This window comes from Bradyrhizobium sp. 197, assembly GCF_023073375.1.
Classification (GTDB): domain Bacteria; phylum Pseudomonadota; class Alphaproteobacteria; order Rhizobiales; family Xanthobacteraceae; genus Bradyrhizobium.
This window is the reverse complement of sequence record NZ_JADPJJ010000070.1, coordinates 1-25,388: the sequence shown is the minus strand read 5'-3', so window position 1 is coordinate 25,388 and position 25,388 is coordinate 1. Positions and strand designations below refer to the sequence as shown.

Genomic DNA, 25,388 nt, shown 5'->3' with positions numbered 1-25,388 from the left:
TATAGAATGGGTTGGCGAAGCCATACGATGGTTTGCTCGTCCTATACGCCCACGCACATTTGCGGATCCCCACCGTGCTAGCTCGCCGAGATAGGGCTTGCGCAACACGCGCGAAACTGCGACCGCACGGTCCAGATGTCTTGATCGATCCCTGGCGCTGGGCTGAGACGCGCTACGATTTGTAACCATTCTGATAGATCTGGCATCTCGCTAAACTATCCTTTGCTATCCTCAGTCGGTACAAATGGTAAAATCGATTGTATCGATAGAACACATTCACACGGTGGATCACTCAAGATTATGCGTTTCAAGGGCCTCGATCTGAATCTCCTCGTCGCGTTCGACGCCCTGGTGACGCAAGGCAATCTCACTGCGGCGGCAAGAAGCATCAACCTCAGTCAACCTGCCATGAGTGCTGCCGTCGCGCGGCTTCGCACTTACTTTCGCGATGAGCTATTCACGATGAGGGGTCGGAAGCTTCTCCCAACGCCGCGGGCTCAAGCGCTCGCAGCCCCAATTCGCGAGGCTCTCGCTCACATTCAGCTCTCCATCATTTCTCCGGAGGGCTTCACTCCGTCTCAATCGAATCGGCGATTCAGGATCATCCTGTCCGACTTCATGACTGTCGTGTTTCTTCGAAGAATCGTGGACCGCGTCGCGCGGGAAGCTCCGACGATCAATTTCGAGTTGCTGCCGCCCTTAGAGGAACCCGATGAACTTCTCCGGCGCGGTGAAGTCGATTTTCTCATGTATCCGGAGATGTTCATGTCGAGTGCGCATCCCAAGGCGGCACTGTTCGAGGACACGTTCGTTTGCGTGGGCTGCCCCATGAACAAGCAGCTGGCGCCGCGACTTACGTTCGAGAAGTACATGTCGATCGGGCACGTGGAAGCCCGGTTCGGGGGCTCCCTGAGGCCCTCCTTTCACGAATGGCTCTTGCTCGAGCATGGTTTCAAGATACGCACCGAGGTCGCAGTGCAGGGTTTTGGTATGATTCCGCCTATGTTATTGGGCACCAACCGTATAGCGAGTATGCCCTCAAGACTGGTCAGCCATTTCGCAGACACGATGCCCCTGCGGGTCATCGAACCTCCGCTGCGACTTCTCACATTCACCGAGGCCGTCCAGTGGCCGGCCATTCATAATACTGATCCTGCAAGCATTTGGATGCGCAACATGTTCTTGCAAGAGGCATCCATGATGGTCTCTCCGTCCGAGACCAACCAATGTCACGGCCCGTTCTAGCATTGTTCGGCCGTTTGCGATCTAATCTCGGTTAACCAGATCTACGCCAGGCTCGAGGCTCCGGTCCTCGCTGGTGTTCGGATTGGCGCGTTTGAGCGTAGTTTGATCGGGTCGGCGGCGCTATTGATCTCGCGCTGGCGTGACGATCTTGCGCTTCATACAGCTCGTTCGGCGGCGCTCCGCATGACTTTCCTGACACGACGGCTGCATCGCACTGTTCTACATGAGCTGAGCTCAGAGCTCGCGAAATGATCCGGCCAGTCAGGTGAAAGAAATCTGGCTTGGCACTAAAAACCCTTGAATCGTACACCGCGTCAGGTTGTAGACCAATACCTGCGATCGAGGCTGCAAACGTGGACACTGGTAGGCACCCGCACCGCTGTTGGCCTCCGGTGGGCATTCTCCTTGCCGTCTACGGTCCCGGCGATCGCAGCAGTAATGCCAAAGCACCACATCGGATGGTGGGTGCAGGTCATCCTTTCGGATCTCGCGACCGTGGTGTTATTTTCGAAAGTGTCGTGGCGCGTGGCGCGCGGGATGCCGCCGCCATTACTCCCGAGTTGCGGCCCCTCACCGCTGACTTCGAAGAGCTACTTCGGTGCGGTAACATGATTTGCCAATCTTACCCAAAGCATCTATGTCCAGCTCGCACCCCAAAGCGATACTGTTCGAGGATGAAAGTGAGTGAGCTTCTGGACGAGCAAGCCATTACCCGCGACAGCTGGACTGTGCTGCGCAACACTGATCCGGCTCACGTCTGGATATGCGAGTTATTGCTGTAGGAGTTATGGCACGTCGTTTTTTCCCGGCGCGGCCGCGCTGCGCTGGGGGCGTGTTGACTCGTTTTGAGCGCCTCCACGTCCAACGGGTATCGGAGCGATCCTTCGAGGCTCGTCCTCAATCGCGAGTAACGTTCCGCCAACCGCGCGAGCTGCGCTTGCGTTCAGATACATACCGGGAATGGTTTTTGCGGCCCGCCTTCTCTCATCATACTGGCGCTTTGCGTCGCAGACTTGCGCCGTTGAAGAGCAGCCATCATCTGGTGGCATTCCAAAACCAGATGTTGCCATGCGCGAACAACGCCTTCGCGCCCACAAAACCATCTCAACAGGACTAGCAGCGCGTCGAAAACGCTGCTAGGTGCCGAGCGGGCGGCCGCGCCACCCATCTGATCAGATCAGTACTTTGTCTGGGCAGCCGTTCGTGAAGCTGTGTCTCAAGAGCAAGCGGGGCTGCATGTACCTGCTTTCGCTTCGCGTGGCGATCAGACAGCAAATGGCCGCTGCTGCGGCAGCATCCAGCGGAAATTGCACAGTTTCGGTCAGGCAGTGTTGGACAAAAGGGAAGCAAACGCCGTGTTGCACAACGGCACCACACGAACGCACCTGTCACATTCTTTCGCGCACGTCGCCGCTCCGTCTCGTTTTTGCCCTACCACAGCCAAACGGCTTCGCCACGTGCAGCGAAGGTGCCGCAATGAAAGGAGCTTACTGTTGGAGAAGCCGAGCGGAGTCTACGACCCGGAGGATCTCGCGAGCTTGGGAAATCTTTTTGATCGAGCAATCGCGTCTTTACCGACATGCATGCGAACCGGCGAGAATCGCGTAGCGATCGCCAGACTTGTGATCCAACGCGCAGCGAGGGACGAATTGGCGTCGCTGGCGAACTTGATGCTTGCACTTGTCTCGGCTGATTGATTAACAGCATGCGCTCAGTGCTCCTGGGGTTCGCAGCAAGACACCATCATCTAGATCATTGAAATCACTTGATTCTCACGTGACGTCAGGTTGTAGGCTTGCAAATTGAGGACCATGACAAAAGCCACACCACGACGGCGCCGATGGCGCATTGGAGAACTTGCAGAGGCGACCGGTGTAACGGTACGCACTCTGCATCATTACGAACATACGGGGTTGTTGACGGTCGCGGAACGTACCGGTGGCGGTCACCGCATGTACGATCGTGAAAGCCTACAACGCGTCTGTCAGATACGGGCGCTGCGTGAGCTCGGCTTCTCGCTTCCTGAGATCCGCAAAGCCATCGAGGGGCGGTCGTCTCTCACGGACCTATTGCGCAACCATCTCGAGCGAATTGAAATTCAAGTCGCGCGGGCGACATTATTACGGGATCGATTGCGCAATATGACGACGCAAGGTGAGACAGAAGTTAGTGTCGACGAGCTGCCGGCCACGTTAGATGCAATGTCGCGGATTCAGGAACGTGCCCCCTCGGCCATCTGCACATGCGCCTCTAACGCTAGCCGCGAAGATCGGTGGCGCAAGATTCGGGATGAGCTACGAAGCTGCATGGATCGGGGCGAGCCGCCATGCAGTGAGCGACCAAATGCGGTCGCGCGTCAGGCCCGTTCGCTGCTGACTGAGATCGCAGGAGTTGATTCGACTGTCTCGATGATACTGAAGGTGCTGACGCGATTGACTGAACCACACAATCTCGCCGGCTGGGATGCGAGCCTCATGCGATACCTGGATCTCGCCCTCGCCGCGCTGGAGAGCCAGCTCGGAAAGAGTTGACGCACCCGGCTGCCCGGACTCGGTTGCTCAAATGTCTCTAACTGAATGAGCTGATGCTGATCCTTGTCTGACTGAGGATCGTTGGCCCGTAGCAATTCGCCTGCGAATGTGCGTTGTCGGCACTCTTGGGGACTTCGCTCTGCCAAGCTCGACGAGCACGCTTCGAAGTACTTGATCCGTACGTAGCGTCAAATTGTACCTTCTAAAAGTATCGACGCAGCGGCGGGGCGGCGGACAGAGCGCCGGCTAGGCCGATGGAGACTCCAATGATCTGCACCACTTTTGGAAGTTCCCGGTGAGAGCGCTGGGCGAGGGCAATTCGGTGGATGCACGTCTTTGGCCATTGCCGGCGACTCCGCAAACGGCACGCTCTTTAACTCCAGGCCGCACTCGACGAAGAATGCTGCAGGGGCAGCCGATGTCGCCAAGCTCAAGGCTTCAAGCCAATCTGCCGCAGGTTGCAGGCTACGCTTATGCCCCAGTTCAAGCATGGGCAGGCTCGGTCAGACGGCGGGCACCGTCGATGCCACGCGGGTCGCTGCGGCCGAACCTCGGGCTCAATCGAAAGGGCCATTGCCACGGTTCGATTCGACTCCAAGGGAGACAATGCCGCTCCTGGGTCCATCGTTTACCGCTGGCGCGACAATACCGTCGACGTGGTCGCGCAGACCTGACCGCCCGCACCAACACCGCACGGAGCGTTGAATGATGAACCACTCTAGGCCTCGCGATTACGCGCTGGTCACGTGCGTCGCAGTCGCCGCACTCGCGGCATTTCTCGCCCTCGCGGCAATGCTATCAGAGCTGTCGTGCGCGCCCGAACGGCCGCCCGAAGAGTACGTTCCCATTCGTCTGGTACCACTGGAATGAGCATCACTTCCACAATCGTAAGGCCGACGAACATCGTGTCTTCTTCCACCTAGTGACACTGATGCGCACCTCGCTCTCGGGAGTGAGCTGCGCGGACCTCTTTAGAAGGAACGTAGCTTGTGGCAACATGTCAGGCGTGCGCAGTCTGTCTGCGGATTACGCGAGTTCAAGCCACGTTAGCAGCGCTGTTCGGCCGAGTGGACGTGGCGTTTCCTCCCCTCTTGAAACAGGTATTCGCCGGGATAACGCCGTGCGCCCGCCTGATCCGATCCGTGCTGATCACCGCGGACTTTGAGACGGGCTCGGATCCGGTGCGGCGCTTAGATCTGAGCCCGCCTATGCACCCCACCCCTCACATTTGAGCACGCCTTGCGCTTCCCGGCTCCGAACACAGCGCGCGCATCACGTAGGCTCGATGAAGGCCATCAACTGCCCTCGCCGACAAAAGGAAGAACACCAAATTGGATGCAAAACTGCAAACTATGCTTTCCTCGCTCTCGCCGGTGGCTCGCGAATTGGATGCTCTGCCGTCCGGGCGGCCCACCGCGGACAATGCTTGCGTGAAACTGAACACGAATGAGAACCCATTTCCTTTGCCAGCCATCGTGATGCGAAGCGCAATTGCAGCTCTTGAGGTGCAATACCGCTATCCAGAAGATGACAATATCAGCTTGAGGCAAGCGGCCGCAGCGGCGTACGGGATTGCCACTGATCGCGTGATGGCTGGCAATGGATCGTCTGAACTCCTCAGTCTCATTTACAGAGCCTTTCTTGCCCCGGGCGACAGCATCGCAATGATGTCGCCCGGCTTCTCATTCAATCGCAAGCTTGCCATGTTGCAAGGGGCTCGGTTCATTGAAATTCCCTGGTCTGAACCCGACTGCTTGCCGATGGACGAGCTGCTTTTCGGTCCGGCTAAACATGCCAAGTTCATTCTGCTGGCCAATCCGAACAATCCGACCGGAACCTTCGTTCCGGTCGCTGAGATCGAGCGCCTCGTTACACGGTCTGACCGATTGATCGTATTGGACGAAGCTTATGTCGATTTCGCACCTGAGGACGGCCTACGCCTCATTGAGCGCCATTCGAATCTTCTGGTCCTGCGCACGCTTTCCAAGAGTCATTCCGCCGCTGGCATTCGCGTCGGCTTCGGTTTCGGCCATCCCGAGCTGATTGGGCGGCTTCGCAATATCCAGAATGTTTTTAACATGAATGTGGTCGCTCATGCCGTAGGCATGAGCGTCCTTGCGCATCGCGACGCCTACGAGGAGAACCATCGCCACGTCAGGTTTGAGCGTCAGCGCGTAGCGGCCGCCCTCTCGGAATTTGGGTTCTCCGTAACGCCTTCCCACGCGAACTTCCTCCTCGCCCGTGTGCCGGTAGGCCAGGGTGGCAGATGGTGGCAGGCGGCGTTGCAAGACCAGAGCGTCCTCGTTGCCTTCTTTCCGGATCCCGGCCTGGAAGAGTGCATTCGGGTTAGCATCGGTACAAAGCGCCAGATGGATGCGTTTCTTGCGGCTGTCGGCAGCATTCTTAAGAAAGTGGGATGCCGTGGCTAGTGAACCCTTCCACTCAGGTCACAGATCCCCGTTCGTCATCGAACAGGACCCACACATGATGCAGCTTCGCGACCGGCCTCAGTCAGTTGTTGTCCGGTCGGCGCATTGCGAGCTGCTGAGAACGGCTTCGCAGCATATGCACGCCAGCGAGCGCTTCTTGAACCCCAAAAACCTAGCGGACTCCGGTCCTCTCTATAGGAGATAACTGAGTGAGAAACGTTCTTCCCTCAAACCTGACCTGCGGCATTTTTGATCATCTTGACGAGGACGGCCCCGATATCGCCAGGCAATACGCGGACCGCCTCGCGCTGGCGGAGGCCTACGACCGGCTCGGTTTCTATGCCTATCATCTGGCAGAGCATCATTGCACCCCCCATGGACGCGGTCCATCGCCGAACTTGTTTCTGTCAAGCGTCATACAACGCACACGGCGACTTCGCGTTGGTCCGTTGGTCATGCTGCTCAACCTCTACCACCCGTTGCGGGCATTCGAGGAGATCTGCATGTTGGATCACTTGAGCAGCGGCAGAGTCGAGGTCGGCCTTGGTCGCGGCTCCCTCCCGATCGAACTGAGCTATTTTGGGGTTGGAGCCGATGTTGCCTCTAGCCGTTACGAGGAAGCTTCCCAAATCTTCGTTAACGCGATGAATGGCGGCCCGCTCTCGTACAAAGGGCAACATTTTGCGCTGAGCGACGTTCCTTTGACGCTTTCACCTCACCAGCGTCCTTGTCCCCCGACATGGATTGCTACAAATCGGCCAGAGTCCGCGCATTGGGCGGCGGCGAATGGCGCTAATCTGGCGTGCATGGGACCCTCTTCTGCCGTTCGCAAAGTAACAGATCGCTATCGCGCTCATGGAAACGCCAATTATGACGTCAACGGTTCAGCACCATTTCTCGCATTACTCCGCATGGTCGTAATTGCCAGCTCTGAAGCAGCCGCCCGCTCCCTCGCCGCGCCAGCCTACGAAACCTGGCTCAAGAGCTTTAAGTTCTTGTACGACCTCAATGACATCCCGCCTCCATCCAACCTGCCCCTAACCTTGGATGCCGCAATTGAGAGTGAACTGTGCGTTGTCGGATCCCGCGCTTCGGTGCGCCAAACTCTTCTCGATCACGTGGAAGAGGCAGGCGCCAACTATCTCCTTTGTCAGCTCGCCTTTGGATCTCTGTCACTGGATGCCTGCCTCAACACAGCAACTGCGATTCACTCCGAGCTCATGGCGGCAGAGCACTGATGGTGAGCCGATTCCAAGCAGTTCGCCCTTGACCATGCAATAAATGGCAACACCGAGGCCCATGAGCACCGCAGCCGGATGCATTTGTCAGGCCGCACTTATGGCTCAAGTGGCTCTTACGCGCATGAGACCCTTTCGACTACATCACCAAGGTGTAGTCTCGAGGGCAATAAATGCCGTGCCTCCCATTTTGCGGGCGTTGATATTGCCCGCGCAGTGGTTTGCTTGGCCAGGTGAGTTGGCTCACGCTCATCCCGCTTTGGCGCGCCAGTTCGTCGATCGCATTTCACACGAATCCAAGATGTGGCTTATCGCACGGGCGGGCCTGTCGTGACGCGGTCCCGGCAGCGCCCCGACCAGATGGAGGAGATCGCGCGTAAGCTCGAGATCGTGCTGGCGGAGTTGGCTTCGCTGCGCATTCTGCTGGCTGCGCACGGAATTAGCCCCCCTCCGCCTCTGCATGAGGACTACCTCACTGTTCAGCGATTCGCAGCGATGAACCACATAAGCCCCGAAGGGGTGCTCTCTCGGATCCGCCGCGGCAAGCTGCGCGCGGAGAAGCGCGGTGGCCGCTGGTGGGTGAAATGCACGGTTTGCACAGCATAGCCGTGCAGTGGCGAGGACAGTTATGGTAGCCGAAACAAACCAATCCGAGATACGGAATCCAGCACATGGAAATGATCTGCGCGTTTAAGTTGCTGCCCTTTCTGAGCTGGATCGGACGACCAATCGAGAATCGAGAGATGATCGAGGTCAACGTGGCGCACGACCAACACACCATCGCGGGATCGGGAGGCTCGATGTCGATACACCCAGGCAATCACAAAACGCGCGCGTGGCAGAAGTCCAACTCCGATGCCGCTGCATGTATTGTGGCAAATGGGGAGCGGCGCATACCCTCCGTTTTGCACGTGAGCCACCGCACGCTACCGAGTTACGGCTTGGAGCGCAGGAAAGAGAAGTGCCTTGCTCGCAAATCGCACCTTGCGAGTTCCGCTGAGCATATTTTGAACGTCCGTCTCACGCCGGCTGGGGTGTAGCAGCCGACATGTATCCCGGTCATTCGCCTGTTCAGGGTCGCCTCGCGCGCCGGTGCGAGACGCGGACAGGTTTAATTTCGCTGGGATAGTCCGAGATTCAGGCTGGAGAAGGAGATGGCCAATGATGTCACCAAGGCTAATGTCAGTCCTCGGGTCGACGGTAGCAGTCGAGCGTATATTTTGGAAATTTCGAGAATTGATCGATGGCGATAGCGCGATCTCACCTGAAGTTCGAGAGACGCTTCATGTAATCCTAGATGCAAAGCTTCTTTCCGCAAAAGATAAGATTATGAGCGACGCGCGCGCTGCGATTGACGCAACTCCTGATTTGCCGCAGGCGGCCCGCGATCGAGCATACCGGTCGCTCGACTTTGCAATGAAGATGTTCATGACCAGTGAACCGCGCCGCCCTGAGGATCCTTTTAACGAAGTTGGTATCTGCAGCGCTCATCCCAGGACGCGTTGATGCAGGACCCGCTCCAGCGATCGGCGCCTCACTGCCGCCGTACGACCCGGTCAAGACCGGTGCTTTGCCCAGCGTGGATGTCATCGTGCCCTGCTTCAACGAGGGACCGGCGTGCGCTTGCCGCCTGCCTGAGGTCTCTCGCAAGCCAGGGCTTCCGGCAGTTCTGCTCCGCCGCCGCTCCGAGTTCCCGCACGTCGTGGTTCCTAATGCGGCATTCGGCCTTGCTCAAGCAAGGAAATTGCCGATCTGCCACAAGAGGGCGAACGCCGGGCGCCGTCAGGTCGTCGAGCACAAAATCGGGAGGCGGCGTGGAGGGCACGCGCGTGCAGTCAGTCCCAACAGCGCGGTGCAAGGTGCGACTGCTGGCCGATTTGACCCGAGACACTGACGGTGACGACGGCGAGCCGGCCGTTCACGGATGATCGGATCGGCAGCCGTGTATTCGCGACCGGCCCTGGACCTTGCAACGTACGTTTGTGTGATCTTAGCATGCGCGGAAGCCATTGCCGGACCGAATTCTAACAAGCGCTGGTGCACACCATCCACAAGGAGCACCTTTCACTCTCCTGCGGCATCTACGCCGGTTCAATGCCCGTGTCCATCTGCACTGGGCCAGAAGGCTGATCCAGAGCCACCGCACGACTTCGAATTTCATCTCGCGCAGGATCAGCGCCGCATTGACCGCCGAATTGAAATCTCTCAACTCGCCTACCTAAACCGAGAGGTTTCCAAGGTTAGGCTCCCCTCCTAGAACTCGATCCGCGATAGTCACTACAGCGGATGCATCATGAAACCTGACGAGCGCCTCGCCGAGGTCCTGGAGAATAGCGCGTGTTTTGATCATGAGGCATCGAAGGTGTGGGCGCAGTGCCTCTCACCCACTGAGCGGCTGGCGTATATTCGAAAGCATCGCTCTCACTTCCGGTTCGCAGATTACGATGACGTGATATCTGTTGTACGGGGTCGGCGCTTCACCGGTTGCTCATCGCAGCTCCTTCGGTGGCGTCACAGGATAAGAGCAAGGGCGTTGCAAGGCGCTTTGCTCTTTTCGGTTGCGGTGTGGCTGGGCCTCGTGTGGGTTGCGGTGCGTTTCATCCGCTGAGATCAGCAGCACGCTTTTCGCCGACGCCACGCAATCTGGTTCGCACGCGAAAGAGCATTGCGAAGCGTGATCCGCAACGCCGCAACCTGACGCAGGGTTCGGTTCAAGCATTCCTTTCCGACGAAATGTTGCGGTGCAGCTACAGCTATCCGTGCGGATGTTGTTAAGACGCGCGAGGCTCGGGGCACTCAAGACATGAGAGTAGAAATGAAGAACTTGTTGCTCGCGACTGCAAGCATTGTGGCGCTCGGCGCGATTGCGCCCGCATTCGGCGCGGATCTGGCTGCGCAGCCCGTCCAGCCTCTCTATGGCAAAGCTCCGCAGCTTGTTGCGGCTATGATCTATGACTGGAGCGGCTACTACGTCGGCTTGAACGGCGGCTTGGGCTCAAGCGCGAATTGCTGGGACTTCAATGGCGGCACACCTGAGGGCTGCCATGATGCGACCGGCGGTACTGTGGGTGGCCAGATCGGGTATCGAAGGCAGACGGGCCAGATCGTGCTTGGTGTTGAAGGCCAGGGGAACTGGGCTGGTTTGACTGGCTCGAATGACAGCGTCGCGTTTGCGGATATCAACCAGACCAAGATTGATGCGTTCGGCCTGGTAACAGGGCAGATCGGTTATGCCGTAGACAACGTATTATTTTACGCCAAAGGTGGTGCCGCAGTGACGAGCAATACCTATCAGATTAGCTCGACCCTCACGGGCGCGCAGCTTGGGAAGAGCGACCACATTCTTTGGGGTGGTGCGCTGGGAGCTGGGATTGAGTACGGTTTCGCGCCGAGCTGGTCGGTCAGCCTCGAGTACGACCACCTATTCATGCAGCCCGGAGCGGTGCACTTCGCCGCGCCCGCAGGCGGAACCGATCGCGTCCGCCAGGATTTCGATCTTCTGACTGCCCGGCTCAATTATAAGTTCGGCGGCCCGTTTCTTCTGAAATATTGATCAGCAGTACGAACGAGGAATCGAAAGCCCCGGCCCATGGCCGGGGCTTGTTTTTGCAAGTGCAGGCTTGCTGCATCAAGCAATACCGTTATCCCAGGCGACTAGGTTGCCGCAACCCAGGCCCAAAAACCGCTCCCATATTGATGGGTGGCGGCATCCACAACCAAGCACGCTTGCGAAGATCACTGTGATCGCACGCGCGTCATCGATACGCCGAATAGTCTACCGTCATGGCCAGTCCACGTCGGATTTAGGCGATCGTGCGAACCTCTCCCGCCTCGAAAACTCGACCAACCCTCGGCGGGATACGCATCTATGCCCCCGAAGACGACGAGACGACAGGCTTGTCAGCTATTCGCGGCGACAGCATCTTCTGCACCTTGGGCTGAACGTGTCCTCGCTGTCGTGTTGCCACGCTGGTCAGATCGCTCGCTCGTGACTTCGACATAGGTCGGTACGGGGCAGCGGCGCCGAAACGTCAGATTAGACCGGGGCGAATCGTCTTGGCAAGGCAATGGGTACGGCTGTTCGTCTCTAGCTTTCGCATCGCGTTCTTCAGGTGAAAGTTCGCCGTATTCTCGCTGACTCTCAGGATGACTCCGATTTCCCAGGATGATTTCCCCTCTTCCACCCAGCGGAGGCAATCCTTTTCTCGTTCGGATAGGGCCACTTTCATATGGCATTTGCCCTCCGATGAGGGCGCGATTTCTGTAAATGTATGATGGGGCTGCCAAGCCAATGCGTTGAGACGACTGAGGCGATACTCAGGGTCGACATCGTCGAACCTGGATGCAAAGGATACGACTGATAGCTGTCCAAACGGTCCGAACAGTGGTACGGTTACGCCGTGCTTCAGACCCGCCTCTTTGGCCTCGTTCAACACACGCATTTCGCCGGGTTGCAATTGATCTTGTGCGCGAGTTGATCCCATAGAAACGGCGCCGACTGCATCGTCGTACCGAACCACAGGATCGATGGCATTGTATCGGCGTTCAGCATAGCGCTCGCACCACGCGGAAGGAAAGTTCACCGTCACGGCGGCTGGCAGATACTCTGGCCGGCGGGTCGGCTCCGCGTCCGTCAGCGCCCCGTAAGCGACTTGACTGAAGCCCTGTTCGCTCGAGCAGCTCACAAGCAGATCGAACAACACCTCGGGAGATCGACTCTGTTTTGCGCATTCGATGAAGCAAAATAGGTCCATTTGGTGCCTCCCGCCACCGACTTAGGCAATCCGGTGCTGCGTCTTTTGAGTGGATCGATTTGGGCAGGGCCCTGCGCCACTTCGGCCTCATCTTGCTTCGAAGTGCTCGACCGAACGCGACAGTCATACTTCTCGTCATGAGCTGCAACCGAGTTGGCTGAGATCGGGTAGCTGCTCGATAGAGAACATTGTGCATGCGCCTCTTCCGGAGGAGGCGGACCTGAAGCGTCCAGCAAATGTCGTCCCAGCTGAGGCGGCAGGAGCACTGCCGCAAGCAGGAGTGTTGGAGAACTGGGCGCCACGTTCACTGCTACAATTCGGACATTCGTCGCAAGAGAGACAACCTTGTTGGTGCTAGCTGAAGAATGTATGTCGCATCGGCAAGTACGCGAACGATCGTTTACTCCTTGGGTCAGCCTCCGCGTCTCTGCTCCGGGGGCCAGCCGAGCTAACGTAGACCCGGCGCCCGCGTCATAGGGCACAGAGGCAATTAGACGCAGAAATGGCATGCATCCGCTGCGATACCCGTTTGCGTTTGCGGTCGCGCCGTACCGAACGGAAAGCCGGAGATTCCCGGTTGCGCGGTCGCCTATTGCCAAGCGCTCGTGTTCAAAAGCACCCGGACATGTTTGGGCAAGCGAATCATCCGAATACGGCAATGGCCTGCGGCTTAAATGAGATCCAACCGACCGCACACATGGGCGTTGTGCTCACGCACATTGACAGACAGAAGCCGTACGCATGGTTGCGATAGCGCCCCCAAGCGTCGCTCTTATCGGCCTCCTCGCACCATCAATACTGCCCTTGAAATCACCCGTCTCTGCTCTCATCCTGGTATGCAGCGTCGCTCACGGAGTGTTCGCAGGCGGCTTGCAGCGCCTGATGCATGTCCGCAATGAGATCACTCGGCCTCTCGATGCCGGCGTGAATACGAATCAACGGTCCATCAAATGAAACCTTAGCTTCCGTTCGTGGAGGATCATCGACAGGCAGCACAAGGCTTTCGTACCCACCCCACGACAATCCGATTCCAAAAAGGCGCAGTTTCTGGAAGAAAACCGAAAGCTGGGCCTTGGGCATAGCCTTCAGAACGACGCCGAACAGGCCACTTGCACCCAAGAAATCCCGCTTCCAAATATTGTGGCCGGGATCGTTTGGGAGCGCAGGGTGTAGAACCCGGCCCACTGCCGGGTGGTCTTCCAGGCTTTGAGCCAGCTTGATGCCATTTTCGCAATGCTGCCTCATGCGAACGGCTAGTGTCCGCAGTCCACGAAGAGCTAAATAGACGTCATCTGGCCCAGCGATCTCCCCGAAATGATGAGCGCTTGGCTGCAGGAGCGGCCACGCTTCCTTGTTAGCAGTAGCAATGCCCAGAAGGGCGTCGGAATGACCAACGATATACTTGGTCGCGGCATGGATCGAAATGTCGACGCCATGGAGAAAGGGTTTGAAATAGAGCGGCGTGGCCCAAGTGTTGTCCATGAGCACGAGCGCACCCGAATGATGCGCGATCGCGCACAGCGCGGGAAGATCCTGTACCTCAAACGTCAGTGACCCCGGGGACTCCAGGTACACAGCTCGCGTTTTTGTTCCAATCTTTGCGAGTAGATCCGAAGGTTGTGTGGGATGGAAGTACTCCACTTTGACCTTAAATCTAGTTAGAACCTCGTTCGCGAATATCCTGACCGGTTCATAGACGTTATCGCAGATCAAAACATGATCCCCGGCCTTCAGGATCCCGAGAAGCGCGTGGGAGCACGCAGAGAGCCCCGAAGGGAACAAGATCGAACGATACCCGCCTTCCAGTTCACAAATGGCAGCCTCGAGAGCGCGAGACAGCGGTGAGCCGAATCGTCCGTAGTTCGTCACTGGATTCTGCTTGCGCCTATCCCACTCTTCGAGGGTTTCCGAAACGATCGTGGAACCTCGATAGACAGGAACATTGACCATCCCGGCGTGTTCAGCCGGCGCGCGACCGAGATGAGACAATTGCGTGTTGGGCTCTGGCAAGCCTTTATCCGAAGGGATCCGATCCATACCTCTCCTATCTGAGATCGCGCCGCTTAAATGCGCAGCGAATGCCCACAACTATCAACGTGCAACTCGTCTCCGGCGCGACCACTCGAGAACTCTGCATCGACGCCCTCTTCGTCATCATATCCCAACGTTAGAGCAGCTCTCCTCCCGCATCGAAAGCGCGGTCAACCGCACAGCGAGACCGTGCCGGACCGCGCTCCTGAAAGTCGGTGGTCAGCTTCATGCAGATCTACAGTGGGTCCATCACTACAGCAAAGGTTGGGCCAGACGCGCGGGGTGCGGGCTGCAGGCGGATTAACCAGGACTGATCGAATGACTCGGCACCAGGCGACTTTCTTGTCGGACAAAAGACGCTGCATGTGGGCTCCTCGCCAAATCGGTTAAATCGGGACGATCTTGATGTGGGTTGACAATTGCACTTGTTATGAACTCGCGCGTTGGCGTTGTTTTTGCAGCCGCTTGGCTGGATCGCGCCGCTTGGCCGCATCGGCGTAGTAGGTCGAGGGGGCGTATCGGCAGGACCTTGCAGATCGGCTCGCCCCCATGCGCCCACGATGATCATCAAGAGGCGATCATGGCTTGGACCGGCGGTCGAGCTCCGCCATCGCAAAATAGGCGCTTGCGTTCCGTAGGATTTCGTTAGCCTGCCGGAGCTCGCGGTTCTCCCGTCAGGGCCTTCAGCTTGTCGGCCATCTCAGTCGGAACGCCGGTCCGCTGCCCGCTCTCGATCTCGCCTTCTTGACCCAGTCACGAAGCGTTTGCGGTGTGCCGCCGATCTTTGCCGCAACCGATCTCACCGCCGCCCGGCGCGAAGGATGCTCGCCGGAGAGATCCAGAACCATCCGAACCGCTCGGGTCCGGACCTCGGGTGACAAGTTGTCCGTCGTCTTGCTCGTCATGGCTCCATCCTCTCAGGAGTTGGAGCGTCCGACAAACCCGGGCGGTTCAAACCGATACCTGACTTAATCGAGAGCTGGCCCTTAACAGACTTGAATCGTACCTAGCGTCAAGTTGTACTAACTACCGGTTCGATTCTCCGAACCCGAGACACATTCCGGCCTCAAGGTGCAGGCGCGGGACATTGAGGATCTGCGAGGCGCGCTTGAGATGATGGTGGCAGCTCTTATTGTCCTTTCGATTGTCGCAGTCGGTGGGGCTGGCTACGGCGTCCGTACTCGGCGCTTTCGCAGCCGACGAGAGCGCGCGCGGCTGCATATGGCTACGGCCCACTCCGCAGAGAGTTGCAGCAGTCATGCGCCGTCGCGCAACTCGCTCGAGCAACCCGCGTGCTGGCAACCAGAAGCTGATCTTGCGGACCAGAAGCGCTCGACAATAGCCCGCGAGGGCTAAACAAATTCACACGGGCTCACCTCTCACCTGCAGAATTCGCTGCCGGCACCCTCGGCAAGGTGCAGTTGATGCGCGAGTTCTTACGTTGTGCTGCGGCGTGTCGCGGCTCCAGAACTACGACAGATGCTTTGTCTGGCGGGGACGTCCGAACGGAGCGGCGTGCCGCAGGCAGCACGCGTTTCGACGCGCTAAGTTCAAAACAATTTGAAACGCAAGTGAGTCAGATGATACCGCGAAGAAGAACCCCAATCCCAGATCATATGATGGCTGGAGCCACGCGTGGCTCGTCGATTATGCGCGGTGCAAGGCTTGTTCGCCGATCCTTGCGCTGTACGATCATCGATCCGCTTTCGGAGGCCTTAACATTCGGGCTCATCAGCCTCATAGTGTTAATGATCGTGGCAAACCCCGTTTTTCAGAAAACAGGTGATCAGGATTGGAGCCAGGGCGACGATCCCACACTCTGTCTGCCGGAATGTCGCACGGGTCTGACCAGCGCTTGCGCGACCTACAGCTCGATTTCAGTGAAGGAGCTTCCGGACGTCCTAGTCAAGGCGACATTGGCAACCGGGGATCGCCGCTTCTATAGCCATTTCGGCATTGACCTTACCGCGATCGCGCTCTCATTGCATGCCGCCCCGGGCACAAAGGCCGTGCGCTCGTCCATTACCCAGCAGGTTGCGAGAATTCTATTCCCCTCAGATCAACCAAATTTGGAGGTCAGGATACAGGAGGCGCTTGTCGCAATTTGGCTCGAATGGCGGCTCAGCAAGGATGAAATCCTGAAGATCTACCTAAACCGTGTGCAGATCGGAGGCGGCATCTTCGGCGTCAGTAAAGCTGCGCAGAGTTATTTCCAGAAGCAGGTTCAGGATATCGAACTTGGCGAAGCAGCCTTGCTTGCCGGCCTGATAAATGCGCCACTAGATCTACCTTCGCATGTTGCTCTTCCGAATGCGCGTGAGCGTGCAAACCTGGTTCTGGACACCCTCCTCGAGACCGGGCTCATCACCAATGATCAGCTGTTCGCGGCAAAGCAACACCCGGCACGCCTGACCTTCATGGATCAGGACGCATCGCCGAATCGAAGCGATCGAGGTGAGCGTGATCTCGCGGAAGATGATTGCCACTGCTGCCAACGAGTGGAGGATAGCACAGCTGATTGACTGGCTATGAAGCCAGCTCCGTGTTGACGGCTGCGGCCAGCATTGCCTCGCCCATCACATTGTTCCCCTGTGCCTTTAGGGCATAGCCGGCGCCGACAATATCTCGGACCTCTTTGTTCTGGCTGAGCTTCGACTTGCCTATGAGGCGTGTGACCTCGATCTCGACGCCGACGATCATCTTGAGCATCGCGTCGATGTAGTCCTTGGGGCTGTCGGTCATCTTCCAAGGATCGGCCTGTTTCGCCTCATGAATGCGCGTCAGGCGCGCGACCATGCCGCGGACATAACGCTCATCATCGCGGATCGTGACACGTCCGTACACAAGCGTAACCATGTAGTTCCAGGACGAGACCTGCTTCTTGGAGCCGACCTTGCTCGGATACCAGTTTGGCGCGATGTAGGCATCCGCGGCGCGGAAAACGATCAGAACCTCATCGCCCGTGGCGAGATCCTGACAAAAAGGGTTCGCACGAGCGACATGCGAATGAAGCACGCCCTGCTGACCTTTGTGCGCATGCAGCCCGAAGGGAATATGATTCGCGTCAAGCCCACTCTTCCCGTTGGTAAAGAGGATGCCGAGCGGATTCTTTTCAATGAGATGGTGAAGTACCTCGGCGCGAGCCTCAACGAAGTGCTGAGGGACGTACATGATAACTCCTTTGGTATTGTGGGACGCCGTGCACCATAGGGTCGCGCAGCATCAACGGTTTGGTTCAGACCTCGGTCATCTCGAATTCACTTTTGCCAGCACGACAGTCGGGGCAGATCCAATCTGCGGGCACGTCCTCCCAGCGGGCGCCGGGCGGAATGCCCTCTTCAGGCCATCCGTCTCGCTCGTTGTAAATGAGCCCGCACAACGCACACATCGAGGTCTTGTAGAGAGGCGCGTCGGACGCGATCTCGGTGTTCACGTGAGCACTTTCGTTGCTCATGACAGCTTCCATATTCGTCGGGCAGGGTTCATGAGGTCGATTTAGGGCGAGTCTGGCCTATCCAACTTGTAACTGCATTTTTGCTGGTGCGATAGCGATGGGATAGATCAGGCCGGGGTAGATGTTGCCGGTGTAGCTGATGAGCGAGAGGCTGATCAGCGGAACGAAGCCGCCGAGTATGCCAGTGCCGATGGGATACGGAAGCGACAGCGAGGTATATCGCAGCCGCGCCGGAAAGAGCTCGACGAGAAACGCGGCATTCGCCCATACACCAGCACTACCAAGACGAGTTGCGCCAGGATTAGCGCGGTGACGGCCACGTAGTTGTGCGCAGCCGTGGCGCTTGCAACGCCCATGTAGATGGGAATGTAGAGCGCGGCGGCGAGCAGAAGTCCGGTGACGATCAGCGGACGACGTCCGATGCGGTCTGACAAGACCCCGCTCACGACACCAGGGGCGTACCGATCGCTAGGGCAATGGCGACGCAGACATTCGCCGTCAGGAAATCCACCTTGACAACGCTCTGCAGGAAATACAGCGCGTAGAATTGCCCGGTGTACCACACGCATCCCAGACCCGCCGTCGCGCCGAAGAGAGCATACAGCGCATAACCCAATCCTTGTCTCGTGCCGAAACTTTCGCGAACCGGCGCGCGCGAGACCTTGCCGGGCTGGCGCATCTGCTCGAAAACCGGCGACTCGCTCAGCTTGAGACGAAGATAGATCGAAAACACGACGAGAAGTGCAGACAGCAAGAACGGGATACGCCAGCCCCAAGCACGGAAACCTTCCTCCCCGAGCCTTAGCCGACACGCCAGCACGACCAGAATTGCAACGAAGATGCCATCGCTTGGTAAGAAGAAGTGCCTCGATGGACCTTCAGAAAATTCTCGATCAGACAATCAAAGATCTGCCTGCAGGCCCCTATAAAATCGACCTAAAGGCGGTGATGGCGCATATTGATGCCGCCATCAAGCACTACAAGCGAGGACAATCCGAGCCAGACCAAACACTATTCATCGATGCTGTCTTTCGCTGCAATCAAGCTTTTGAGGGTAGTGTTAAGGAAGCTTACCGAGTGCTCGCCGGCAAGGACCCGTCGCGTATCGCGCCCCACAAAATCGAGGAGTTCCGCGGTGAGGCTGATCTACTTCGAAAGAAAGTGTTGGATCAATTTACGCGTTACCGGACCGAATGGCGCAACCCCTTCCACGCACGACTACACTCTCGATTTCGACGAGGACGAAGGCCTGATGGCAATCGTAACGCAGCAGTCGGGTGTCAGGCGTTCACCAGAGACGGCGGAGGCGTGGTCGTGGAAGTGGCAATACCGCTGCGAAAGCACTGAACTGGTTCAACGCAGGTCCCAGCACACCGCCGCGTTGTTGCCCGCGAAATAGCCAGAGCCTGCCCGAATTGGTTAACGGGTTGTTAATCGGGGTTCGGCAGGCTTACCATCAGCGCTGCCGATCAGCCCCCCAGCCACAGGTAGCGCAAAGCGATGGCCGGCGGCAGCGATGCCCGCCGGCCATTGTCGTGACCTAGCCCTTTCAGCGAGCCGAAGGCCATCCTTGCCGCAGCAACCGACGGTACCCACTGTCAGCGCCCCATTTCGCGCGCTCAAGATGGCTTTCGAACGCGCGCCGAGCGCGCGCTGGCTCACGTTCCGGGTCAATGCGCAAGATGATCCGCGATACCTCGCGCCAGTCAGCGCCTTCCGCATCGGCATCAAGCATGCGGAGATAGGTGATGCGGTGCTGTTCATCATAGAAACATGTGCTTCCTTGCGATCGTTGGTTGCAGCGCCGGGACCATTCTCGGTCTTTGTGTCGCCCGGGTGGCGCCGGCACGGGACTAAGGCCGCTGCGAAATGTGGCTGATTTATTTCCCGCGCGATCCGGGTTGACGTGATCGGTATGCGCGCCGGCGTACCCAATTCGGCCCGCGGTAGGGCTGGTCATCCGGCGTTCTTGTGAAGCGCGCCGGGCGAGTACCGAGGCAGCGCCGCTGAGACATTCGATGCAGCCCGCGGCCGCTTCCAAGCCGCTAGGGAAGTTGGACAGGATAGCCAAATCGCCCCCGCGTTCGGGGTCCGCACCTACCGCAGCGCGGGGCCGTAGGACTGCCGGCACTCGACAGCCCGGTCATGTTGCACACCGGTTATTGATCCGGCCAGCCCAACATGCAGGCTTGGGATGGGCCGGCGCCGACGCCAAACACGCGCCCAGCTGGGACCGCGGCGCCTGCGCGCCGTAACGGAAGTTCAATGCCAATGTGGAGCATCTCTCGGCGGATCGCGGCCGCCACCTGAGCCGATAAAACAAGGCGGGCCCGGTATTCCTAGGAACCCGGGCCCACAACCTCAGCAACGTCATGGCGGCGCCGTTCGGCTGCGTGTTGGGTTCTAAGCGCCCTTGTCTCAAACCGCCTTGAGCAAGGTCAAAGAGTGCCCTTCTGGCAGTCGGGCTGGTCATCGGTCGACTTGATGCTATCGGCTACAAGCGGATGCAATTCAACCTGATGGACCAGGCGAGCATAGCTTCGCCTAACAGTGGGCACGAACCAAGCAGATGCGTCCTCCCATGCCGCAAAACAACAACCATGAACCATTTAGAAAAGATTGCCGGCTGTTCCCGATCGTTAAGTGATCGTAAACCATGCGATGGCAACAAACCGCATGGAAACCGAACTCCCGCCTGAAACGATACTGCGAGACATCCGTCGGCAAGAAAAGCGCAGGTCGCTTTTTAAGCACTATCACCGGCAATTTCTCGATCGTCTTCGTGACCGCGATTGGGTGTCTTCGTTAAAGCTTCCCGACAGCCCCGGAACGACGCTCGCTCTTTTACGAAACGGATGGATGGAGCGACGCTCAACGGGCAAAGGCGTCGAATATCGTATGACCGAAGCCGGTCTGTTGGAGCTTAGCCGGCCGCGATAACTCAAAGGCGCAGTGGAGGCAACGCAGTGTCAACAGCCATGGAAATGATCGTCGGCGGCTACGTGAAGGTGCGGGACCGACGAGCCTTGACGGACCTGCTCGCGCATCGGCGCAAGATGCTGGGCGAACTACACGCTGTCTGCGGCATCGATCCCGCGAACGCTGTTCAGGCCGTCCAAGACGAAATAACAACTATCGAAGCCGGCCTAGAAGAACTCAAGCCGCCGCCCGGCTCGCTTCCCGTAAACGAGTGGAGCTAGGGCGTGCGCGTTAACAAGATCAATTGGGAGAAGATCGGCCGCATGACAGAGCCCGGCCGTTACAAATGCTTCTTCGGCTATCTAACCGTTACGTCAGACGACATCGAAGTGTGGACGCGCTATCCCGACGCGACGTTCACTTTGATTGTGGGGCCAACGACTGAGCAATCGGTGGGCGAAGATTACCGTTTAGGCGCGTTCGACATCGGCGATCCACAACAGTAGGCGGTTCGCCGTCGGCGATGCCTATCAGGCTGCCGCTTGCGCCGACCTCGCCAAGGCGCTAGGCCCGGATCTAGACCGCCTCGCCGGTACATCGCTGGACAAGGGCGGCGAACTTGATGCACTCGCGGCGATGCCAGCAGACGACCGGGCTTCGCTGATCCGATGGGCGGCCGCCGGCGAGATTGCCGCCTTTGCGGTCCTGCTGGCCGGTTGGTTCAGCGAGCGCGCACTCCGTGGAGAAAGACGGCGCCGGATACCCCATCGACGCCGCTGATCGTCATGGTTGCAATGCTAAGTGAAGCCTCGCCAATCAGTTGGGGCAACATGGTTCGGGCATTTCGCGATACTGTTATGGCACTCACTTTTCTTGTAGTCGCGGGCAGCAACATTTTGTGGGATTTCATGAATAGCTACCTCGCCTGCGGCCTTGCACTGACCGCTTCAATCACGGCCGGCTTTTGCGTCGAGCGCGACTTCATCAGGCGGCCCAATCGCGAGATGGCCCGCCTCCACCGCGAGCATTCGGCAGAAGGACCAATAGGCCGGCGCGGCTGGGAGTAAGGCCAGCTCGGCTTACGAAATACGGCTCTTGTGATTGAGACGCTGCATTCCCGATCGCGGCGAGATCAGCCCTGAGCTATTCCGCGCCGCTTATCGCATGGGTCTTGAGGGGCTGGTATTCAAGCATCGCGATCGGCCTCACCGTGGCGGCCGGCAGAAGCACTGGATCAAGGCGAAGAACCGCAGCCACCCGGCGACGGGACGGGAGCTATAGATCGGCAGCACGGCTGTTCCAGAATTAACCTGATCTCGCTGCATCAAGCTTAATTCTGCAACTCGATTGCAGCATCGCTGCGAAGCGTTACCTTCTGAGCGCCGGACATTGCCCGTCTGGCTCCACCCAAGGCGAAGTCGTCGCACCACCATATTCGACGCGGCGCTTCGTTTGATTGCAGGCGGTTTCGTTTGGAAAAGCAGCCGGACCACGAACCGCTTGATCTCGTCGAGATGCGTCGGCAACTCACCGTACTGCGTTCGCAACATTCCGAAAATCTTGGAATAGCGTCGCTGTTGAACCGCTTCCTCGTGAAGATCGCGTTTCTGTCAGAGCCGAGGGACGTCGCGCACGTCCAACATCTGCGGTCTGAGTTCGCACGAACGCTACAAAAGGTTGAAGCGATCGCCTCGCGGTCCCCATCTGCGAAGCCATCAGGCGCCGTCAAGCAGCCCAAGTAACACTAACGCACAGACGTCCTTGCGCCTGCCGCCGGCGGCGCCGATGCTGGATGCAGTCGCGAAGTCGTCCTCGTCTCGCGTACCGGCGGCTTCGCGGCTAGGGGTCGCCGCCACAAGCGGCGGCCCCGCCCATGATCAGATCTAGGGAGCGCGCCGCACCGCTCGGGGTACAAACGGCTGTCTCGGAGAAAACAACTTGGCGATCGCGAGAACCGCGGCTTCGTCGGTTTCGAGTGCGATCTTCTGGGCGAGCATCACATCGCCAACTGCCAACGCCCGTTCGGGGAGAAAGCACCATCCCACCTTAGGCTCCAATTTTTCATCCAGCTCCAAAACATTGCTCATGGTGCACTGATGAATTCGGTATCGACGGCCGGTAAGGGAACCAGTGACTTCAAAAAAGCCATTGACATCAAATTGCGCGCGCTGTTCTGGAGATAACCATTCCCGCAAAAGACGGCGTGCACGCGCTTCCGGGCCATTTTGCTCGTTGAAGCTCCGATAGAGCGCGCGCAGGGCGCGCAAACGCGCGCCCTGCGCGACGTTGCGTCCGAACAAAAACATCTTCGGTGCTACGACGGTTCTAACCGCCGACTAAGTGCGGATAGAACAGCGTTTCCTTCGCTGTTGGATCAAATGTCCGTATCAGCTTGAGATCGCCGGCCGGGGTCCGAGTGGCAGCGGTAAATCCCCGGCCGGTAAACATCTTGAAGCGCCGCTCGGCCTCGGCGAGCCCCTTGGGGTCGTCTTCCTCAAAAAAATGTCTGCTGTCGCCTGTGCTGTCCATTACGATCTGGGTAGCCATGGAAGAGAACTCCGCAACGCCTAGCCTCTGATGAAGAACAAACCTCGCTGCGATCAATAGTGTTCCTGGTCTCGGCAAATTTCATTGTGCCTTCTTGTTAGTCAGCGGTCGTCTACGAACATTCTATCGTCGCGACGCTACCCGCGCCAAGGGGTTAGGTTCTTGGACTATGTTTCAACACGTCGCGCACCAATCGTCAGGAAATGGAACGAGCAGCCACGGCCCGTCCTCAATGTTATCGTTTGCAGCTACGGGTCTGCCGGTCGCGAGGGGCTCGGCTGCGAACTCTTCGACCTCAGCGGTACTCGCCGCGTTACGCTCGGCGCAGCTTAAATCGCTTTGCATGAATAAAACTTCCCACCGGGGCACGATCGAATTTGCAGCGTCTTCGAAAAATATGGATCAAAAAGTTCGGCACGCGACAAAATATCAGGCCCCCTTGGCAAGCGATAGGAGCGCGGACCTGTCCTTTTGCATCCTAGTCGAGCGCGCCATCACGCGTTGCAGTGCAGCCAACAGCCATCTCTCATTCTTTGAGCGCCGTCGCTCCATCAAACTTTGCGGGCGGCGATCATGGCCTGTGAGGGCGGCTCAACGGGGTTCTTGCGCCGCGCGCCGTACCTCCCTGCCGCGCAGCGCACGGCCGAAGCAATCGCTGCTAACCCGGAGAAGTTTGACCGCGCTATCGCAGCGGAAATCGGCGTCAGTCACCCAACCGTAGCGATAGCCCGTCGATCAACTGGAAAGCAGTTACCAGTTGAAAAACGGACCGGCCGCCACTGCAAGCAACGGAAGGCGCCGACCATGTCAGCTGCGCAGGTTGAGGCATTCTCGGTCGATGAACTCGACGCCCGCGGCCGTGCTGTCGTTGCCTATACTGCAGCGAAGCTTCAAGCGCGGCTTGCGAAGGCGAAGGCCCACGACGAACTGATCTGCGCCGCCTACCGCGCGCAAGGCGATGCGCTTAATATCGAGGCGCAGGCAAAGCGTCGGCTTGCCGACGAATACGACGCAGCGCAAGCGCGGGGTGAAGTTGCGCGTCTTGGAGATAATCTGCCTAGAGTTACCACCCGGAACGCTAGCAAGCCGACAGCGGCCGACGTTGGTATCTCCCGCCAAGAATTCCACGAGGCGCGCCAGATCAGGGACGCGGAAAAGCGCCACCGCGGCGCGCCGCTAGGCCGCATTAAACGGGGAAAACCACCGCGGGAGAATTCCTCGCGCCAATCACGAGTGTAATGTCCGTCGGTGCAAAACCCGGCCGCCTCCGGAGTGTTGCAGGGGAGCTGCTATTGGCAATCATTTTGATCCTGGCTCTCGCCGGCGCGATCGTCCTTCTAGCGATCCGCATCGTCATCGGCTGGATTTCCCCGACCGCCGGTAAACAGTTCTCCCCGGCGATCGACATAGCCGGGACGTTCTTCCTGAAACTGATCGTCGTGGTTGCCGCGGTCGCGATCTTGGCCGTCGTCGGCTTCGCGCTGATGACCTCCACCAAGTACAGCAAGCGAACCACGACATCGATATCAGACGCCACTTCGGGATAGAACGTCGCCTGACGATTACCTAGATCGAAGTGAACGCGACCTCGGGCAGGCATGGTTTTGGCCCGAGCTCGCAGATACCGATTGCCGCGGCTTGATTGCGTGAACTCGATCGGCTTGATCGGACAGACGGCCTTCAACATGTGGACCGACAGCCCGCAATAGCTCGCGGCTTGACCCAGCCGCAGCGCCGCCGGCCAGTATGGTCGGTCGGGCTTCATGTCGCTGCTTTGACCCGCCCGGCCAGCGCGGGTATCCGTTCGCACCGACGTAGCCGCGCTTCCCAATCACCCGACCTATATGACCGTTTGGTAAAGCCATCGTCGGTCCACTCCGCAAACAACACCCGCTCGCCGTGGAACCTAATTTCGAGTTTTCTGGTGTGCGCTGGATTGTCGATCTGCCGACGCAAGGACAGCGCCATATGGTTGTATCGGAAGTCGTAAACGCGGGCCCGGCCGTCGAGCGCTTGGATAATGAAACCGGCAGCGTTCCGGAAGGATCGCTAGCAGTCTGCTGAAAAACCTTGAAATGGAGAATTTTCATTTTTCCGCCGGTCGTTTTTGGAGCGGCGCGGTAGAGTTGGATGTAATTTCTAGCTTGTTATTGAGTGTGCCCCGGCGCGGGGTGGCTATGCGGCGAGCAGTTTTGGAATTCGGATCAGGTTATAGGCGATCAGATTAAGCAGGAAGTCGG

Annotated in this window: 22 protein-coding genes, 1 pseudogene and 1 other annotated feature; of the genes and pseudogenes, 14 read left to right on the top strand and 9 right to left on the bottom strand. The window is 58.3% G+C overall.

Annotated features, from left to right (window positions below; genetic code table 11):
- The first annotated feature begins 300 nt into the window (after window positions 1-300).
- From IVB27_RS15860 to IVB27_RS15830, 7 genes are all read left to right on the top strand, one after another.
- On the top strand, window positions 301-1,245 hold the full coding sequence (locus IVB27_RS15860; protein WP_247444402.1) for a LysR family transcriptional regulator: 945 nt from the start codon (window positions 301-303) through the stop codon (window positions 1,243-1,245).
- A gap of 1,811 nt (window positions 1,246-3,056) precedes the next feature.
- A complete protein-coding gene (locus IVB27_RS15855; RefSeq protein WP_247403307.1) occupies window positions 3,057-3,776 on the top strand; it encodes a MerR family transcriptional regulator in 720 nt (239 codons plus the stop codon).
- 1,352 nt (window positions 3,777-5,128) lie between these two features.
- On the top strand, window positions 5,129-6,205 hold the full coding sequence (gene hisC / locus IVB27_RS15850) for a histidinol-phosphate transaminase (RefSeq protein WP_247444409.1): 1,077 nt from the start codon (window positions 5,129-5,131) through the stop codon (window positions 6,203-6,205).
- A 209-nt stretch (window positions 6,206-6,414) separates the two neighbouring features.
- Window positions 6,415-7,443 (top strand): LLM class flavin-dependent oxidoreductase, encoded by a 1,029-nt coding sequence (locus tag IVB27_RS15845; RefSeq protein WP_247444401.1) that lies wholly within the window; start codon window positions 6,415-6,417, stop codon window positions 7,441-7,443.
- A 330-nt stretch (window positions 7,444-7,773) separates the two neighbouring features.
- Window positions 7,774-8,049 (top strand): hypothetical protein, encoded by a 276-nt coding sequence (locus tag IVB27_RS15840; protein ID WP_247444400.1) that lies wholly within the window; start codon window positions 7,774-7,776, stop codon window positions 8,047-8,049.
- 555 nt (window positions 8,050-8,604) lie between these two features.
- A complete protein-coding gene (locus tag IVB27_RS15835; RefSeq protein ID WP_247403311.1) occupies window positions 8,605-8,949 on the top strand; it encodes a hypothetical protein in 345 nt (114 codons plus the stop codon).
- Window positions 8,950-10,258: 1,309 nt separating this feature from the next.
- Window positions 10,259-10,996: an outer membrane protein gene (locus IVB27_RS15830; protein WP_247403313.1), complete on the top strand. Its 738-nt coding sequence runs from the start codon at window positions 10,259-10,261 to the stop codon at window positions 10,994-10,996.
- Between the two features lie 478 nt (window positions 10,997-11,474).
- Here the strand turns inward: IVB27_RS15830 and IVB27_RS15825 are convergent, their stop codons facing one another.
- Entirely contained in the window at window positions 11,475-12,197 is a 723-nt protein-coding gene (locus tag IVB27_RS15825) for a helix-turn-helix transcriptional regulator (RefSeq protein WP_247444399.1), read from the bottom strand.
- A gap of 810 nt (window positions 12,198-13,007) precedes the next feature.
- Window positions 13,008-14,234, bottom strand: coding sequence for a cystathionine beta-lyase (gene metC / locus IVB27_RS15820; protein ID WP_247444398.1), 1,227 nt, complete (start codon window positions 14,232-14,234; stop codon window positions 13,008-13,010).
- 503 nt (window positions 14,235-14,737) lie between these two features.
- Window positions 14,738-14,852 (bottom strand) — a sequence feature (AL1L pseudoknot).
- 489 nt (window positions 14,853-15,341) lie between these two features.
- Here metC and IVB27_RS43610 point away from each other — a divergent pair.
- Complete coding sequence (locus IVB27_RS43610; RefSeq protein ID WP_524536484.1) at window positions 15,342-15,584, top strand: QVPTGV class sortase B protein-sorting domain-containing protein; 243 nt, start codon at window positions 15,342-15,344, stop codon at window positions 15,582-15,584.
- A gap of 263 nt (window positions 15,585-15,847) precedes the next feature.
- Window positions 15,848-16,750 (top strand): transglycosylase domain-containing protein, encoded by a 903-nt coding sequence (locus IVB27_RS15810; protein ID WP_247444397.1) that lies wholly within the window; start codon window positions 15,848-15,850, stop codon window positions 16,748-16,750.
- Between the two features lie 4 nt (window positions 16,751-16,754).
- Here the strand turns inward: IVB27_RS15810 and IVB27_RS15805 are convergent, their stop codons facing one another.
- The 4 genes from IVB27_RS15805 to IVB27_RS43120 all read right to left on the bottom strand — a co-directional run bounded on the left by IVB27_RS15805 (window position 16,755) and on the right by IVB27_RS43120 (window position 18,583).
- Window positions 16,755-17,399 carry an FMN-binding negative transcriptional regulator gene (locus IVB27_RS15805; protein ID WP_247444396.1) on the bottom strand — a complete coding sequence of 215 codons (645 nt, stop codon included), beginning with the start codon at window positions 17,397-17,399 and terminating at the stop codon, window positions 16,755-16,757.
- 64 nt (window positions 17,400-17,463) lie between these two features.
- On the bottom strand, window positions 17,464-17,682 hold the full coding sequence (locus IVB27_RS15800; protein WP_524536483.1) for a rubredoxin: 219 nt from the start codon (window positions 17,680-17,682) through the stop codon (window positions 17,464-17,466).
- A 155-nt stretch (window positions 17,683-17,837) separates the two neighbouring features.
- Complete coding sequence (locus tag IVB27_RS15795; protein ID WP_247444395.1) at window positions 17,838-18,116, bottom strand: hypothetical protein; 279 nt, start codon at window positions 18,114-18,116, stop codon at window positions 17,838-17,840.
- 8 nt (window positions 18,117-18,124) lie between these two features.
- On the bottom strand, window positions 18,125-18,583 hold the full coding sequence (locus tag IVB27_RS43120) for an MFS transporter (protein ID WP_276001277.1): 459 nt from the start codon (window positions 18,581-18,583) through the stop codon (window positions 18,125-18,127).
- Here IVB27_RS43120 and IVB27_RS15785 point away from each other — a divergent pair.
- The gene (locus IVB27_RS15785; RefSeq protein ID WP_247444394.1) at window positions 18,553-19,029 is read left to right on the top strand and encodes a hypothetical protein; all 477 of its coding nucleotides are present in this window, start codon (window positions 18,553-18,555) and stop codon (window positions 19,027-19,029) included. The genes IVB27_RS43120 and IVB27_RS15785 overlap by 31 nt on opposite strands.
- A gap of 202 nt (window positions 19,030-19,231) precedes the next feature.
- Here IVB27_RS15785 and IVB27_RS15780 read toward each other — a convergent pair.
- A pseudogene (locus IVB27_RS15780) lies at window positions 19,232-19,450 on the bottom strand (DUF2285 domain-containing protein); the annotation flags it as partial.
- Window positions 19,451-20,648: 1,198 nt separating this feature from the next.
- Here IVB27_RS15780 and IVB27_RS15775 point away from each other — a divergent pair.
- Window positions 20,649-20,882, top strand: coding sequence for a hypothetical protein (locus IVB27_RS15775; RefSeq protein WP_247339998.1), 234 nt, complete (start codon window positions 20,649-20,651; stop codon window positions 20,880-20,882).
- A gap of 3 nt (window positions 20,883-20,885) precedes the next feature.
- The gene (locus IVB27_RS15770; protein ID WP_247339997.1) at window positions 20,886-21,107 is read left to right on the top strand and encodes a hypothetical protein; all 222 of its coding nucleotides are present in this window, start codon (window positions 20,886-20,888) and stop codon (window positions 21,105-21,107) included.
- Between the two features lie 1,377 nt (window positions 21,108-22,484).
- On the opposite strand, the gene IVB27_RS15765 is transcribed toward IVB27_RS15770, so the two are convergent.
- Together IVB27_RS15765 and IVB27_RS15760 are read right to left on the bottom strand one after the other, a co-directional pair.
- The gene (locus IVB27_RS15765; protein WP_247444393.1) at window positions 22,485-22,907 is read right to left on the bottom strand and encodes a hypothetical protein; all 423 of its coding nucleotides are present in this window, start codon (window positions 22,905-22,907) and stop codon (window positions 22,485-22,487) included.
- Between the two features lie 19 nt (window positions 22,908-22,926).
- Window positions 22,927-23,148: a hypothetical protein gene (locus tag IVB27_RS15760; RefSeq protein ID WP_247339994.1), complete on the bottom strand. Its 222-nt coding sequence runs from the start codon at window positions 23,146-23,148 to the stop codon at window positions 22,927-22,929.
- Window positions 23,149-23,721: 573 nt separating this feature from the next.
- Between IVB27_RS15760 and IVB27_RS15755 the strand changes: the two genes are divergently transcribed.
- The gene (locus tag IVB27_RS15755; RefSeq protein ID WP_247339993.1) at window positions 23,722-24,387 is read left to right on the top strand and encodes a hypothetical protein; all 666 of its coding nucleotides are present in this window, start codon (window positions 23,722-23,724) and stop codon (window positions 24,385-24,387) included.
- A gap of 53 nt (window positions 24,388-24,440) precedes the next feature.
- Window positions 24,441-24,695 (top strand): hypothetical protein, encoded by a 255-nt coding sequence (locus IVB27_RS15750; protein WP_247339991.1) that lies wholly within the window; start codon window positions 24,441-24,443, stop codon window positions 24,693-24,695.
- Window positions 24,696-25,388: the final 693 nt, after the last annotated feature.